The organism is Pseudarthrobacter sp. 1C304 (assembly GCF_052245515.1).
Taxonomy (GTDB): Bacteria; Actinomycetota; Actinomycetes; order Actinomycetales; family Micrococcaceae; genus Arthrobacter.
In genome coordinates this window covers 129,472-144,123 of record NZ_JBQQCH010000006.1, presented here as the reverse complement: position 1 = coordinate 144,123, position 14,652 = coordinate 129,472, and the positions used below count along the sequence as shown (strand labels likewise).

Here is a 14,652-nt window from a genome sequence, read left to right as displayed (position 1 = left end):
ACTGCGTCTCTCCTGCTTTTATGGACTGTCCTTATCTGCTCCCGCGGCGACGGATAATGGAATCATGCCTTTGCACTCCGTTTCGCCGCTATACGCTGCCGCAGAATTGCGCGCATACGAGCACCGGACCAACCATGCCTTCGCGCCGGCAGCCCAGAGCGCCCACGAGGCGGCAGAAATCGCCCGAAGTGAAGGCGACATGGAGGCCTGGTGGAACATGACCTTTGTTCAGGCCGAAAATTTACTCGATGCCGAGGAATTTGCAGCCTGCGCAGCCCTCGCCTCCGAACTTGTCGACGGGCCCCACTCTGCAGTGGAACCGCAGGCGAAAGCGCTCACTTACATTCTGGTGGCCAAGGCCCGGCAGGGCGCTGGCTTGCTGGAGGAAGCGGCGGACGCCGCACGGGCGGCCGCCCAACTGGTGACGGACGACGACGACATCGAGATCCAAGTCAAAGCCCGCCAAGCCCTCATCGCAGTTTTGGCAGACAGCGGAAGGCTGGATGACGCCTGGGCCGAATGTCTCGAGCTGGCGGAAGTGGTTTCCACCGAAGTCGATGACCAGCTGATCGGCAAGGTTTACTGGGTCATCGGGAACGTCGCATTCCTCTGCAACAAGGTGCAGGAGGGGCTGAAGTATCACGAACTGGCGGCGACGACGTTTTCCCCGGCAAGGAACCTTGACGTGTGGGCAAAGTTCAACAAGGCATCCGCCGCCATGCGGCTCGCGGCAGAGGTCGCCGACACCGACACCCTGCGCTGCATCGAACGGGCCGAGCTCGCCACAGACGTCATCGGCGGAAGCTCCAACGACTACCTGCTCATGAAACTTAACCGCGCCCACTGGAACCTGCTAGCCGGGGACGCTGGAGCGGCTATCGAGCTGTTGGATCAGATTTGCGCGGACCCGGACAAACCGTCCCCACAAATTATCGGCGAGGCCTGCCTGTTGCTGGGCAGGGCCCAATCGGCGATCGGCAACCTCGATGCGGCAAGGGCCAGTCTGCTTCTGGCGGTGGAGTATTTTGAGTCTTCCGGCGCGCAGCAGCGAGCGGATCAGGCCCGGGAGTACATCTCAGCCGAGGCGTGAGCCCGAGAGCGTCCCCTTCCTGCGACCTGCCTCCTGCGCGACCAGGCTGGACATGCCCTCCGCATTCCGTGGCGGATGGACATAGGGGCTTTATGTCCGGTGGCCGCACCTAAGGCTGGGCATGTTCCACTAGGGACTGGGCTGCTGGACATGCGAACCGGGGAGCATGCCCTCCGCATTCCGTGGCGGATGGACATAACAGGATTATGTCCGGTGGCTGCGTCTAAGGCTGGGCATGTCCAGTGGGGGAGTTGGGTGAGGCGGCGGGCTTTTTGCGGCCTAGGAACACCGCGGCGCCGCCGACCAGCAGGCTCAGCACCAGGAGCACCCATCCGGCGACGGTGAGTCCCGATGCGAGGGCGACCTGGCCGGCGTCGAGCGTTTCGGCGGACAGCATCGAATCGATCGAAGCGTTGCCCCACAACCGGACGGCGGCGAACAGCAGGGGCACGGCCCACAGCGCCCACCGAAGTCCCTTCCGAGCCACGTTCGTGCCGATGAGCAGCAGCCACGTGAAGCCGAAGATCAGCGGGAACAGCGTGCCGGCCGTCTTGTGGATGTAGTTGAGCTGCCCGCGGGCATCGTCGTCCATGGCGCCGCGCACCTGCTCGATGTAGCCCTGGTCGAAGCCGCCGACCAGGGAATCCGGCATGGCCAGGCCGCCGCTGAGCTGGGTGAGCTGGTTCAGGGTGAGCAGATGCAGGTACCAAAACAGGAACAGGCTCGCCACGACGCCCGCGATGAGGATCAGGTTGCTGTTGCTCTGCGCCTTCTGCGGCGTCCGGCTGGTGCTCGGGTTGATCACCGACGGCAACTGATGCTGGGGAACGACTGCCTTGGCGCCGTGCTTCTTGATCCGCTGGGCGGGTGTTTTGGCCATGGCTCCATTATTGCCCGGGCACACGGCCAGCCGGGTACAGGGACCCGCGCGGGGAGGCGGCGCCCCGTCGGCCGCATGTTCGGTGCTGCCTGTTCTCTGCCGCCTGTTCAGTGCCGCCTGTTCAGTGCCGACAGGCGGCACTAGGCTGGAGCGCGTGACCGAACTAGGAAAGCACCGGCTTGGCCGGCACAGCACTGCTGAACTCAACCCCGCCCTGGACGACTACCAGCTGGCCGAGGCACTGGTGCGTGAGGCCGGGACCCTGGCGCTCCTCATGCGGCAGGCCGGGCTGGAGGGCAAACAAAAAACCTCGGTGTCCGACGTCGTCACCGCCGCGGACCACGCGGCGGAGGCCTACGTGCTGGAACAGCTCCGGCGGTGCCGGCCCGACGACGGCATCCTCGGCGAGGAGGGCGCCTCCGTGGCCGGCACCAGCGGCCGCACCTGGGTCATCGACCCGGTGGACGGGACCTACAACTTCCTGCACGGCTCCACGTACTGGTGCTCCGCCATCGCGCTCAAGGACGCCTCCGGTGTGCAGCTCGGCGGGATCTTCCAGCCCGAGGAGGACAAGCTCTGGCTCGGCGGAACTGCCCGGCGTGCGACGGTCAACGGCGAACAGCTGACCACCTTCCGCTCGGAGGAGGGCCCCGCCGGCCGCTCCGGCACCCCGCTGTCCGAACTCGGGGCCGCCACCTACATCCACCCCACCTGGCTCGCCGACCCCATGTGTGCGATGCCGTGGCACGCCGCCGCGACCTCCGCCGCCGCGTTGCGCATGTTCGGCTCCGGCTCCTGCGACCTGGCCCGCGTGGCCGACGGCGAACTCGGCTGCTGGTTCCAGCACAGCTGCCCGGAGTGGGACTGGCTCCCGGGGAAGGCGATCGTCCAGGCCGCCGGCGGCGCGGCCGACGTCGTCCGCGTCAACGGGCTGGACTGGTTCCTCGCTGGGGGCACGACGGCGGTCCGGCAGCTCCGTGCGGCCCTTGAGTCCGGCTCCGTGGGGTAGGTCCGGAAGTCCGACTGGCTCCGCCCTGCGGGACATGCTCATTCCTGACCGGCACGAACGGACATGTACATTCTTCGCTATGACGGGCCGGGGGACATGCTCATTCGTGGCGGCGGAGAGTGGGCATATGGGCAGTATGTCCAGTGGTTGGGGCTCAGGGGGAGCATGTCCCGAGGGGACGGATCTGACTGTCAGCGGCACCGCCTAGACTTGTTAACACCATGGATATGTTGTTTGACCCTTATGCCGACGGACCCTTCCAAGCTGCTTCGACGACGGCGGCGCGCGCCAAAGCGCCCTCCGGCATGGGGGCCGCGGCCCTGGAATCCGCCCCTAATTCCGCCCCGAATCCCGCCCCTGGCGGCGGGCACCACGGCGGCCACGGGAACTACCCGGCCGGCCACGGGAACCACCCGGGCGGGGACCCGGAACACCACCGGCTCCCGGGCGCGGCGGAGCTCCTGGCGGGGCTGAACCCGCAGCAGGAAGAGGCCGTCAAGCACGCCGGCAGTGCCCTGCTGATCGTCGCCGGCGCGGGCTCAGGCAAGACCCGCGTGCTCAGCAACCGCATCGGCTACCTGATCGCCACGCGGCGGGCCCACCACGGCGAGATCCTGGCCATCACCTTCACCAACAAGGCGGCCGCGGAAATGCGGGAGCGGGTGGAGGCCCTGGTCGGGGGCCGGGCCAAGACCATGTGGGTCTCCACGTTCCACTCCTCCTGCGTCCGGATCCTGCGCCGCGAAGCCGCCAACGTGGGGCTGAACTCCAACTTCTCCATCTATGATTCCGCGGACTCGCTGCGCCTCATCACGCTCGTGGCCAAGAACCTGGACCTCGACCCCAAGCGCTTCGCCCCCAAAGCCATCCAGCACAAGATCTCCGCGCTGAAGAACGAGCTGATCGACGCGGACAGCTACTCCTCCAGCGCCAACCACAACGACCCCTTCGAACAGGCCGTCGCCGAGGTCTTCAAGGGCTACACGCAGCGGCTGCGCCAGGCCAACGCCATGGACTTCGATGACCTGATCGCCGAGACGGTCTACATGTTCCGCGCCTTCCCCGCGCTCGCCGAGTCCTACCGGCGCCGCTTCCGGCACGTCCTGGTCGACGAATACCAGGACACCAACCACGCCCAGTACGCACTGGTGCGCGAGATCGTGGGGGAGGGCGAGGGCGCGGCTGAACTCACCGTCGTCGGCGACTCCGACCAGTCGATCTACGCCTTCCGCGGCGCCGACATCCGCAACATCGTGGAGTTCGAAAAGGACTACCCGGACGCGCGCACCATCAAACTCGAGCAGAACTACCGCTCCACCCAGACCATCCTCAGCGCCGCCAACTCGGTCATCTCCCGCAACCCCAACCGGCCGGAGAAACGGCTGTGGACGGCCGAGGGCGACGGCGAGAAGATCATCGGCTACGTTGGCGAGAACGAACACGACGAAGCCCAGTTCATCGCCAAGGAGATTGACCGGCTGCAGGACGAGGGCGATCTCCGTCCCGGTGACGTCGCCATCTTCTACCGCACCAACGCGCAGTCCCGCTCCATCGAGGACGTGCTGGTCCGCGTCGGCCTCCCGTACAAGGTGGTGGGCGGCACCCGCTTCTACGAGCGCAAGGAGATCAAGGACGCCCTCGCCTACCTGCGGGTGCTGGTCAACCCGGACGACGACGTCAACCTCCGCCGCATCCTCAACGAGCCCAAGCGCGGCATCGGCGACCGGGCAGAGGGCGCCGTGGCCTCCCTCGCCCAGCGCGACCGGATCTCGTTCATGGCAGCGGCCCGCCGCGCTGACGAGGCCCCCGGCATGGCCACCCGGTCCGTCAATGCGGTCCAGGGCTTCGTGAAACTGCTCGACGACCTCGCCGAGGTGGCCTCCGGATCCGGCGCGGCCGCAGCACTGGAAGCCGTCCTGGAACAGACCGGCTACCTCGCCACCCTCCGGTCCAGCACCGACCCGCAGGACGAATCCCGGGTGGAAAACCTGGCCGAGCTGGTCGCCGTCGTCCGCGAATACGAACGGGACAACCCCGAGGGGTCCCTCGGCGCCTTCCTGGAAGGCGTCTCCCTCGTGGCGGACGCCGACCAGATCCCCGACGCGCCCGCGGGATCCGCCGACGAGCTGGCCGCCGCCGTCGCCGAGGCCAAACGGCTGGGTGTGGTCACGCTCATGACGCTCCACACGGCCAAGGGGCTGGAATTCCCGGTGGTGTTCCTGACCGGCATGGAGCACGGACTGTTCCCGCACCAGCGTTCCGCCACCGACCCCAAAGAACTGGCCGAGGAACGCCGGCTGGCCTACGTCGGCCTGACCCGGGCGCGGAAGCGCCTGTACCTGACCCGCTCAGAGGTCCGCAGCATGTGGGGCCAGAGCCAGTACAACCCGGCCAGCCAGTTCATCGAGGAAATCCCCGCCGAACTGGTGGAATGGAAGCGTGAAGGCACCAGCCGCCAGGCGGCCTGGGGCGGCGGCGCGTCCATCGGCTCGAGCCGTTACGGGGGATCGTTCTGGGGAGCGGGCACCGCCCGCGGCACCGGGGCGGATGCCTCCGCGGGGTTCAATGCCGACGTCCCGGCGGCCATCGCCAAGAACCGGGTGCAGCCGCAGAAGGAGATCGTCGCCGTCAGCGTGGGGGACAAGGTCAACCACACCAGCTTCGGCAATGGCACCGTGCTGGCCGTCGAAGGCGCGGGGGACAAGACCGTCGCCAAAGTGAAGTTCAGCGTCGGCGAGAAGCGCCTCCTGCTCCGCTACGCCCCGCTGACGAAGCTCGACGCCTAAAGCCGGTGCCCGGCGCCTAACCCGCAAGGCTGCCCGGCGGCCCGGCAGGCATAATGGAGCCCATGCGACGGACACTTCTGGGGATCCTGGCCGCCCTGACCCTGCTGGCGGCCACCGCGTGCACCGTCACGCAAAAAGATCCGGACTACGTCCCGCCCGCGCCGCTGCCCGCGCTGGAGCAGCTCCGGCAGGCGCCCCTTGCCGACGCGGAGAAGTTCGCCGCGGGGCAGGACATCCTCAGCTTCGCCACCGCGGACCGCAACGTGGTCTGCTCCCTGACCTCGGCCCGCGGTGAGCACGTGAACCTGCCGTACGAACCGAACGGCTACTCCGACTCCGCCAACAACAAGCTGGCCACAGTGCCGGTGGCACACTGCGAACTGGCGGCCTACCCGAAACCCGAAGCCACGGACATCACGGACGACTGCAGCGGGACGGGCCTGGGCTACCTCGGCGGCGCCGCACTGCTCACCCCGGACACCGCCACGTACGGCGAATGCAGGTCCGGCGTCACACAGCAGGAAGCGGAGTTCGGACCTAAGGGCACCCGCAACGGCCCGATTTCCCAGCTGCAGGTCTTGGACGAGGGCCAGAACCTGGAACGCAACGGCCTGCGCTGTTCCGCATACGACGGCGGCGTCGCCTGCGGAAACGTCTCTGCCGGCGTCGGCTTCTTCGTGTCCCGGGACCGTTACGAACTAATCTCCGACACCGGGAAAACGGCCTCCCCGGCGCCCTCCGAGGCCCCAAAAACCCCGTAATCTAGCGGTTTTTCTACGCTCCATAGAATAGTGTCCTTACTCACATAACGGGTACTCTGGGACGGGCCGGTCCCCAGAAAGGACTAGAGTTCAAAAAAGGAGCATTGCGCCGTGTGGCTCGTTTCCAAGCCAGTCGCAGGGTGCGTTTATTCCGCAGCCCGGTAACCGCGAGAACGCGGGGTCCGGCTGTACAGAAACTACTTCGACGTAGAAGGACACTAAACCGTGGACCTGTTTGAATATCAGGCGCGCGATATGTTCGAGGCGCACGGTGTACCCGTGCTTGCTGGCATCGTGGCGCACACCCCTGAAGAAGCAAAGGCAGCTGCCGAGAAGATCGGCGGCGTAACTGTCGTCAAGGCACAGGTTAAGGTCGGTGGCCGCGGCAAGGCCGGCGGCGTTAAGGTCGCCAAGACCGCGGATGAGGCGCTGGAGCACTCCACCAACATCCTCGGCATGGACATCAAGGGCCACACCGTCAACAAGGTGATGATTGCCCAGGGCGCGGACATCGCCGAGGAATACTACTTCTCCGTCCTGCTGGATCGAGCCAACCGCAACTACCTGGCCATGTGCTCGGTTGAGGGCGGCATGGAGATCGAGCAGCTCGCCGTCGAACGCCCGGAGGCCCTCGCGAAGGTTGCGATCGACCCCGCCGTCGGCATCGACCAGGCCAAGGCCGACGAAATTGTCGCCGCCGCCGGATTCGCTGAGGAGCTGCGCGGCAAGGTCGCCGCCGTCATCCTCAAGCTCTGGGATGTCTTCAAGAAGGAAGACGCCACCCTCGTGGAGGTCAACCCGTTGGTCAAGACCGGTGCAGGCGACATCGTCGCCCTCGACGGCAAGGTCTCCCTCGACGAGAACGCCGACTTCCGCCACCCCAAGCACGCGCACCTTGAAGACAAGGACGCTGCTGACCCGCTGGAGGCCAAAGCCAAGGCGCAGGACCTCAACTACGTCAAGCTCGACGGCGAAGTCGGCATCATCGGTAACGGTGCCGGCCTGGTTATGTCCACGCTCGACGTCGTTGCCTACGCCGGCGAGAACCACGGCAACGTCAAGCCCGCCAACTTCCTGGACATCGGCGGTGGAGCTTCCGCCGAGGTGATGGCCGCAGGCCTCGACGTCATCCTGGGCGACCCGCAGGTCAAGTCCGTCTTCGTCAACGTCTTCGGCGGCATCACCGCCTGTGACGCGGTCGCCAAGGGCATCGTCGGTGCACTGGCCGAGCTGGGCCACTCTGCGAACAAGCCGCTGGTAGTCCGCCTCGACGGCAACAACGTCGAGGAAGGCCGCCGCATCCTGGCCGAGGCCAACCACCCGCTGGTTACCCTGGCTGCCACCATGGACGAGGGCGCCGACAAGGCTGCCGAGCTCGCCAACTCGAAGTAAGCACCGGGAAGTAAGGCGACTTAATCATGTCTATTTATCTGAACAAAGACTCCAAGGTCATCGTCCAGGGCATCACCGGCGGCGAAGGCACCAAGCACACCGCCCTGATGCTGAAGGCCGGCACCAACGTTGTGGGCGGCGTCAACGCCCGCAAGGCCGGCACCACGGTCATGCACGGCGACACCGAGATCACCGTCTTCGGCACCGTCAAGGAAGCCATGGCCGAGACCGGCGCCGACGTCTCCATCGTCTTCGTCCCGCCGGCCTTCACCAAGGACGCCGTCGTTGAAGCCATCGAGGCCGGCATCGGCCTGGTTGTTGTCATCACGGAAGGTGTGCCGGTCCAGGACTCCGCCGAGTTCTGGGCACTGGCCCAGTCCAAGGTCGACGCCAACGGCAAGCAGGTCACGCGCATCATCGGGCCGAACTGCCCCGGCATCATCACCCCGGGCGAGGCCCTCGTCGGCATCACCCCGGCCAACATCACGGGCAAGGGCCCCATCGGCCTCGTCTCCAAGTCAGGCACCCTGACCTACCAGATGATGTACGAACTGCGTGACCTCGGCTTCTCCACCGCCATCGGCATCGGCGGCGACCCGGTTATCGGCACCACGCACATCGATGCGCTCGAAGCGTTCGAGGCCGACCCGGAGACCAAGGCGATCGTGATGATCGGCGAAATCGGCGGCGACGCCGAAGAGCGCGCCGCAGACTACATCAAGGCCAACGTCACCAAGCCGGTTGTCGGCTACGTGGCCGGCTTCACCGCTCCGGAAGGCAAGACCATGGGCCACGCAGGCGCCATCGTCTCGGGTTCCGCGGGCACCGCCCAGGCCAAGAAGGAAGCCCTCGAGGCTGCCGGCGTCAAGGTCGGCAAGACGCCGTCCGAGACCGCCAAGCTCCTGCGCGAGGTCTTCGCAGCACTCTAGGCCCAAAGCACCAAAAGTACTGCAGCACTAAAGCAACGCGGGGTCACTCACGGCCCATTCCACCGGGTGGGATGGGCGCGGAGTGACCCCGCGTTGTTTGTTTAAGTACGACGGCGGTCCTAGACCTTCGCTCCGGCGAGCAGCTCGTCGAGTCGCTCGTAGCCTTCGGAGATGCCGCCCTCCATGCCGGACTGGGCCATGCCGTCCCGGGCTTCCATGCTGGGGTAGACGGAGTGGCCGCGGAGCCTGCACCTGCCGCCGCCGAGATCCTCGAAGGTCATGAATTCCAGGCTCACCACGTCCGGATAGCCGCCAAACTCGAAGGTCTGCAGGGCGAACTCGTTTTCCCGGACGGTGTGGAAGATGCCCCGGAACTCATAGGGAATGCCTTCGGGCCCGGTATGGAGGTACCGGTAGCTCCCGCCCGTCCGGAAGTCATAATGGTCCATCTCCATCTTCATTCGCCGCGGGCCCAGCCACTGGACAATGAGGTCCGGCTCCTTGTGTGCCTTGAAGACATCGGCGACGGGAAAATCGAATTCGCGCTCATAGTCAATGAAGGGGACACCTTCGGGGACCGAGAGTTTCAGAGAGTTGCTCATGATGCGTCCTTTGCCTTGGCGCCGGTGTTCCCGGCGCCGGATTGAAGCACGGCGTCCAGGCTGCGGAACTGCCCCTCGCGGACCAGACGGTACTGGTCGATCCATGCGGTGAGCGCCTCCAGCCGTGCAGGGTTCAGGTGGACGGGCCGGCGCTGGGCGTCACGGGTGCGCGTGACCAGCTGCGCCTGCTCGAGAACCTGGATGTGCTTCGAAACCGCCTGCTTGGTGATTGCGAAGGGTTCCGCCAGTTCATTGACCGTGGCCGGGCCCCGGCTGAGCCGGGAAATGATGCGGCGGCGGACAGGATCGGCGAGGGCCAGGAAGGCCGAGTCGAGCTCGCCGTCGTCGCTGGAATCCATGAAGTGGGCGCCTCCTACTCTGCAAGTGCTTCAGCGGCGGCTAACCCGCCGTGTAATCAATCAATCTATTGATCAATCTCTTGGTTGTTAACGCTACGCCGCCCCTGCCCGCCCCGCAAGACCCCCAAACGCGGGGTCACGTAGCGCCCATTCCGCGGCCTGGAACCGGCCGGAAGTGACCCCGCGTTGCTGTCTGCCGGGCAAGTGCCTTGCGTGAAATCTCCGCAGTTTGTTAGTATGTCAGGACAAACTACAAAAGGAGCATCGAGTGCCTCTTGTGCGCATAGACGTCAACCAGGGCCGTACCCCTGAGCAGCTGCAGTCCCTCAGCCGGGGCATCCATGACGCCATCCTGGCGGAATACGGCATCCCCGAGCGCGACTATTTCCACGTTCTGACCGAGCACCCGGCAGGCCAGATCGTCGCCGAGGATGCCGGCCTGGGGTTCGAGCGGACGCGGAACGTGGTGATGATCCAGATTTTTACCCAGACCGGGCGCAGCCAGGCGGCCAAGCAGGCCTTGTTTGCCGCGATCGCACGGAATCTGGCGGACGCCGGGATCGCCGGCGAGGACGTATTCATCGGCTATGTCGAGAACACGGCGGGCGACTGGTCCTTCGGCTTTGGCCGGGCCCAGTATGTCACCGGCGAGCTCGCCACGCCGGGGCGGTAGCCCCGCGTCTAAGGGGCGGGTGACACGAATAATTCACCTTCTGTGTCATGTTGTAAATATGTCAGTACAAACCTTTGACAGTACATGGATTCTAGGGCAAAGTAGTCGATGTGGTCCCGCTCACTGCGGGGCCCCCGGAACCACTCCGGACCACGAATTCTGACAGGCAGCCGCTGTGTAAAGGTACAGAGCTCACACCAGAAAGGTCCACGATCACCGTGACCCACGAACTGCTCACCATCGGGCGCATCAGCGTTGATATCTACCCGAATGACATCGGCGTGGATCTGGAGGACGTTACATCCTTCGGGAAGTACCTGGGCGGCTCCCCGTCCAACGTGGCCGTGGCCGCGGCCCGCCACGGCCGCCGCACCGCCGTCATCACCCGGACCGGCGACGACGCCTTCGGCAACTATCTGCACCGTGAACTGCGCAAGTTCAACGTGGATGATTCCTTTGTCACCGCCGTCAAGGAATGGCCGACGGCGGTCACCTTCTGTGCGATCAAGCCCGCCACGGACGAGTTCCCGCTCTACTTCTACGGGCGGTTCCCCACGGCGCCGGACCTGCAGATCAAGGCCGAGGACCTGGACCTCGGCGCCATCCGCGATGCCGGCATTTTCTGGTCCACGGTCACGGGCCTCTGCCAGGAACCCAGCCGGGAAGCGCACCTCGCAGCCCACGAGGCCAGGCCCCGGACCGGACTGAAGCCGGGCCAGTTCACCATCCTGGACCTCGATTACCGGCCGATGTTCTGGGCCTCCGAAGAGGAAGCCCGGCAGCAGGTGGCCAAGATCCTGCCGCACGTCACGGTGGCGATCGGCAATGACAAGGAATGTGCCGTCGCCGTCGGCGAGGGCACCCCGGACGAGCAGGCGGACCGGCTGCTCGCCGCCGGCGTCGAAATCGCCGTCGTCAAGCTGGGCCCCGAGGGCGTGATGGCGAAGACCCGCAACGAGCGTGTGGTGTCCGCCCCCGTGCCGGTCGAAACCGTCAATGGCCTAGGCGCCGGCGACTCGTTCGGCGGGGCCTTCTGCCACGGGCTGCTGTCCGGCTGGCCGCTCGCCCAGGTCCTCGACTTCGCGAACGCGGCCGGCGCCCTGGTCGCGTCCCGGCTGTCATGCGCCGACGCCATGCCGACCCCGGACGAGGTGACGGGCCTGCTCGCTGAACGCGGCCGCCTGGCGCCGGGCGACTACGCCATCGAAGGAGCAACCCTGTGAGCGTCATCCCAGCCTCCGCCGCCGTCGCGGTGGACGATGATCCCCGCCGCTACGAGCACCTCAGTGTCATCCGGCTCGAAGACCCGGACGCCGTGGCCCGTGCCGCGAAGGCCCGCCGCCGCCACCCCGGCGTCAAAGCCGGCAAACAGAACTTCATTGTCGCGGCCGACCACCCGGCCCGCGGCGCCCTCGCCGTCGGCAGCGACCCCGTGGCGATGGCGGACCGGCGCCAGCTCCTGGACCGGCTTCAGATTGCCCTCGCCAACCCGGACGTGGACGGCGTCCTCGCCTCGCCTGACATCATGGACGATCTGCTCCTGCTCGGGGCACTGGATGGCAAGCTCCTCTTCGGCTCCATGAACCGGGGCGGACTCTCCGGCCTGGTCAACGAGTTCGACGACCGCTTCACCGGCCACACTGCCGCCGCGCTGGAGGCACTCGGCGCCGACGGCGGCAAGATGCTCACGCGCATCTGCCTCGGCGACCCGGACACGGTGGTAACCCTGGAAGCCACCGCCAAGGCGATCGATTCCCTCGCCGAGCGCAAGCTGATCGCCATGGTGGAACCGTTTCTCTCCGTCCGGGAACACGGCAAGGTCCGCAACGACCTCTCCACCAACGCCGTGATCAAGTCCATCGGCATCGCCCAGGGCCTCGGCTCCACCAGCGCCTACACCTGGATGAAGCTCCCGGTGGTGGCCGAGATGGAGCGCGTCATGGCGGCCACCACCATGCCCACCGTGCTCCTCGGCGGGGACCCGGACAGCAGCCAGGACGACGTCTTCGCCAGCTGGGGGGCAGCCCTCGCGCTGCCCGGTGTCCAGGGCCTCACGGTCGGCCGGACGCTGCTCTACCCGCACGACGGCGATGTGGCCGGAGCCGTCGCGACGGCGGCGTCGCTGCTGCACCGGTCCGCCCCGCGCACCCGCTCCACCCACAACACGTCCACCCGCACCGCAGAAGTATCGGAGTAGCTTCCCATGGGAATGAGCACTGCACCCGGAACCCGCAGGATGACGGTCGCCCAGGCCGTCGTCGAATACCTGTCCAAGCAGTACACCGTTGACTCGATCGGCGGCCAGGACTACCGCGAGCGGCTGATCCCGGGCACGTTCGGGATCTTCGGCCACGGCAACGTTGCCGGCGTCGGGCAGGCCCTGAAGCAGTACCAGCAGCTGGATCCGGCCATCATGCCGTACTACCAGGGCCGCAACGAACAGGCCCAGGCGCACCAGGCCGTCGGCTACGCCCGGCACACCCGCCGCCGCCAGACCTTCGCGATCAGCACCTCGATCGGGCCGGGCTCCTCAAACCTGCTCACCGGGGCGGCGCTGGCCACCACCAACCGGCTGCCGGTCCTGCTGCTGCCGTCCGACACGTTCGCAACCCGGGCCGCGGACCCGGTGCTGCAGCAGCTGGAGCGCACCGAAGCCTACGACATCACCGTCAACGACGCGTTCCGGCCCCTGTCCAAGTTCTTCGACCGGGTGTCCCGGCCCGAGCAGCTGTTCTCCGCGTTCCACCACGGCCTGCGCGTCCTCACGGACCCGGCCGAGACCGGCGCCGTCACCATCTCCCTGCCGCAGGACGTCCAGGCCGAGGCCCTCGACGTGCCCGAGGAGTTCCTCGCCGAACGCGAATGGCGGATCCGCCGGCCCGACGCCGACGACGCCGACATCGCCCGGGCCGCGGCGGCCATCCGCGCCGCGAAGCGCCCCCTGATCATCGCCGGCGGCGGCGTCCTCTACGCCTACGCCAACGACGAACTGGCGAAGTTCGCCGAGCTGACCGGCATCCCGGTGGGCAACACCCAGGCCGGCGTCGGCGTCCTGCCCTGGGACCACAAGTTCTCCCTCGGCGCGATCGGTTCCACCGGGACGACGGCGGCCAACGCCATCGCCGCCGACGCGGACCTCATCATCGGCATCGGCACCCGCTACGAGGACTTCACCACCGCGTCCCGCACCGCGTTCCAGAACCCGGACGTGAAGTTCATCAACATCAACGTCGCCGCCATTGACGCTTACAAGCACGGCACGCACCTGCCGATCGTCGCGGATGCCCGCAAGGCCCTGGTGAAACTCAACGCAGCGCTGGGCGGCTACCGGGTGGGGGCGGACCTGGAACAGCAGATCGCGGCGGAGAAGACCCGCTGGGACGCCACTGTGGATACGGCGTTCGGCACCCGTTTCACCCCGTTGCCGGCGCAGAACGAGATCATCGGCGCCACCCACCGGGGCATGGATGCGGAAGACGTGGTGATCTGCGCCGCCGGGTCCCTCCCCGGGGACCTGCACAAGATGTGGCGCGTCCGGGACCCCTTCGGCTACCACGTCGAATACGCGTACTCCTGCATGGGCTACGAAATTCCCGGCGGGCTCGGCGTCAAGCGTGCCGCGCTGGCCGAAGCTGCGAAGGGCGGGGCGGACCGCGACGTCGTCGTCATGGTGGGGGACGGCTCCTACCTGATGATGCACACCGAGCTGGTCACCGCCGTCGCGGAACGGATCAAACTGATCGTGGTCCTGATCCAGAACCACGGCTACGCCTCGATCGGCTCGCTCTCGGAGTCCCTCGGCTCGCAGCGGTTCGGCACCCAGTACCGCGCCCTGGACGAGGAACACCACAGCTTCGACGGCGGCGACCGGCTCCCCGTCGACCTGGCCCTGAACGCCGAGTCCCTCGGCGTGAAGGTGATCCGGATCGAACCGGGGGAGAAGGCCATCGCCGAACTGGAACAGGCCGTCCGGGACGCGAAGGCCGCCCCGGAAAACGGCGGCCCGATCCTCATCCACGTCGAATCCGACCCCCTGCTGGACGCCCCCAGCTCCGAGTCCTGGTGGGACGTTCCCGTCTCCGAAGTCTCCGAACTCGACTCCACGAAGCAGGCCTTCCAGACCTACGCCGACCACAAGAGCCGCCAGCGCAAACTGCTCGGCTGAGTCCCT

At 66.7% G+C, this 14,652-nt stretch carries 13 protein-coding genes; 10 read left to right on the top strand and 3 right to left on the bottom strand.

The window, feature by feature from the left end; all coding sequences use genetic code 11:
* Positions 1-64 precede the first annotated feature (64 nt).
* Positions 65-1,090 (top strand): hypothetical protein, encoded by a 1,026-nt coding sequence (locus ACTWQD_RS13000; protein ID WP_443196544.1) that lies wholly within the window; start codon positions 65-67, stop codon positions 1,088-1,090.
* Positions 1,091-1,313: 223 nt separating this feature from the next.
* Here the strand turns inward: ACTWQD_RS13000 and ACTWQD_RS12995 are convergent, their stop codons facing one another.
* Positions 1,314-1,970: a hypothetical protein gene (locus tag ACTWQD_RS12995; RefSeq protein ID WP_443196543.1), complete on the bottom strand. Its 657-nt coding sequence runs from the start codon at positions 1,968-1,970 to the stop codon at positions 1,314-1,316.
* Between the two features lie 154 nt (positions 1,971-2,124).
* On the opposite strand from ACTWQD_RS12995, the gene ACTWQD_RS12990 reads away from it, so the two are divergent.
* The 5 genes from ACTWQD_RS12990 (at position 2,125) to sucD (ending at position 8,847) form a co-directional block, all read left to right on the top strand.
* The gene (locus ACTWQD_RS12990) at positions 2,125-2,979 is read left to right on the top strand and encodes an inositol monophosphatase family protein (protein WP_443196542.1); all 855 of its coding nucleotides are present in this window, start codon (positions 2,125-2,127) and stop codon (positions 2,977-2,979) included.
* 227 nt (positions 2,980-3,206) lie between these two features.
* Positions 3,207-5,765 carry a DNA helicase PcrA gene (pcrA, locus tag ACTWQD_RS12985; RefSeq protein WP_443196612.1) on the top strand — a complete coding sequence of 853 codons (2,559 nt, stop codon included), beginning with the start codon at positions 3,207-3,209 and terminating at the stop codon, positions 5,763-5,765.
* A 53-nt stretch (positions 5,766-5,818) separates the two neighbouring features.
* A complete protein-coding gene (locus ACTWQD_RS12980) occupies positions 5,819-6,526 on the top strand; it encodes a hypothetical protein (RefSeq protein ID WP_443196541.1) in 708 nt (235 codons plus the stop codon).
* Between the two features lie 225 nt (positions 6,527-6,751).
* Entirely contained in the window at positions 6,752-7,918 is a 1,167-nt protein-coding gene (gene sucC / locus ACTWQD_RS12975; RefSeq protein WP_443196540.1) for an ADP-forming succinate--CoA ligase subunit beta, read from the top strand.
* A gap of 26 nt (positions 7,919-7,944) precedes the next feature.
* Positions 7,945-8,847 (top strand): succinate--CoA ligase subunit alpha, encoded by a 903-nt coding sequence (gene sucD / locus ACTWQD_RS12970; RefSeq protein ID WP_443196539.1) that lies wholly within the window; start codon positions 7,945-7,947, stop codon positions 8,845-8,847.
* 119 nt (positions 8,848-8,966) lie between these two features.
* Here sucD and ACTWQD_RS12965 read toward each other — a convergent pair whose 3' ends face one another.
* Entirely contained in the window at positions 8,967-9,449 is a 483-nt protein-coding gene (locus ACTWQD_RS12965) for an SRPBCC family protein (protein ID WP_443196538.1), read from the bottom strand.
* Complete coding sequence (locus ACTWQD_RS12960; RefSeq protein WP_443196537.1) at positions 9,446-9,808, bottom strand: ArsR/SmtB family transcription factor; 363 nt, start codon at positions 9,806-9,808, stop codon at positions 9,446-9,448. The genes ACTWQD_RS12965 and ACTWQD_RS12960 overlap by 4 nt, the downstream gene beginning before the upstream one ends.
* Before the next feature lie 268 nt (positions 9,809-10,076).
* On the opposite strand from ACTWQD_RS12960, the gene ACTWQD_RS12955 reads away from it, so the two are divergent.
* The 4 genes from ACTWQD_RS12955 (at position 10,077) to iolD (ending at position 14,646) form a co-directional block, all read left to right on the top strand.
* Positions 10,077-10,481 (top strand): tautomerase family protein, encoded by a 405-nt coding sequence (locus ACTWQD_RS12955; protein ID WP_443196536.1) that lies wholly within the window; start codon positions 10,077-10,079, stop codon positions 10,479-10,481.
* 218 nt (positions 10,482-10,699) lie between these two features.
* Complete coding sequence (iolC, locus tag ACTWQD_RS12950; protein WP_443196535.1) at positions 10,700-11,704, top strand: 5-dehydro-2-deoxygluconokinase; 1,005 nt, start codon at positions 10,700-10,702, stop codon at positions 11,702-11,704.
* Complete coding sequence (locus tag ACTWQD_RS12945) at positions 11,701-12,678, top strand: Cgl0159 family (beta/alpha)8-fold protein (protein WP_443196534.1); 978 nt, start codon at positions 11,701-11,703, stop codon at positions 12,676-12,678. The genes iolC and ACTWQD_RS12945 overlap by 4 nt, the downstream gene beginning before the upstream one ends.
* 12 nt (positions 12,679-12,690) lie before the next feature.
* Positions 12,691-14,646 carry a 3D-(3,5/4)-trihydroxycyclohexane-1,2-dione acylhydrolase (decyclizing) gene (gene iolD, locus ACTWQD_RS12940; RefSeq protein ID WP_443196533.1) on the top strand — a complete coding sequence of 652 codons (1,956 nt, stop codon included), beginning with the start codon at positions 12,691-12,693 and terminating at the stop codon, positions 14,644-14,646.
* Positions 14,647-14,652: the final 6 nt, after the last annotated feature.

What these genes read in the sequence shown, in the direction of transcription:
- sucD (WP_443196539.1), top strand. Translation starts at nt 7,945, where the DNA reads ATGTCTATTTATCTGAACAAAGACTCCAAGGTCATCGTCCAGGGCATC.
- ACTWQD_RS12960 (WP_443196537.1), bottom strand. Translation starts at nt 9,808, where the DNA reads ATGGATTCCAGCGACGACGGCGAGCTCGACTCGGCCTTCCTGGCCCTC.
- ACTWQD_RS12965 (WP_443196538.1), bottom strand. Translation starts at nt 9,449, where the DNA reads ATGAGCAACTCTCTGAAACTCTCGGTCCCCGAAGGTGTCCCCTTCATT.
- ACTWQD_RS13000 (WP_443196544.1), top strand. Translation starts at nt 65, where the DNA reads ATGCCTTTGCACTCCGTTTCGCCGCTATACGCTGCCGCAGAATTGCGC.
- ACTWQD_RS12995 (WP_443196543.1), bottom strand. Translation starts at nt 1,970, where the DNA reads ATGGCCAAAACACCCGCCCAGCGGATCAAGAAGCACGGCGCCAAGGCA.
- iolD (WP_443196533.1), top strand. Translation starts at nt 12,691, where the DNA reads ATGAGCACTGCACCCGGAACCCGCAGGATGACGGTCGCCCAGGCCGTC.
- ACTWQD_RS12980 (WP_443196541.1), top strand. Translation starts at nt 5,819, where the DNA reads ATGGAGCCCATGCGACGGACACTTCTGGGGATCCTGGCCGCCCTGACC.
- pcrA (WP_443196612.1), top strand. Translation starts at nt 3,207, where the DNA reads ATGTTGTTTGACCCTTATGCCGACGGACCCTTCCAAGCTGCTTCGACG.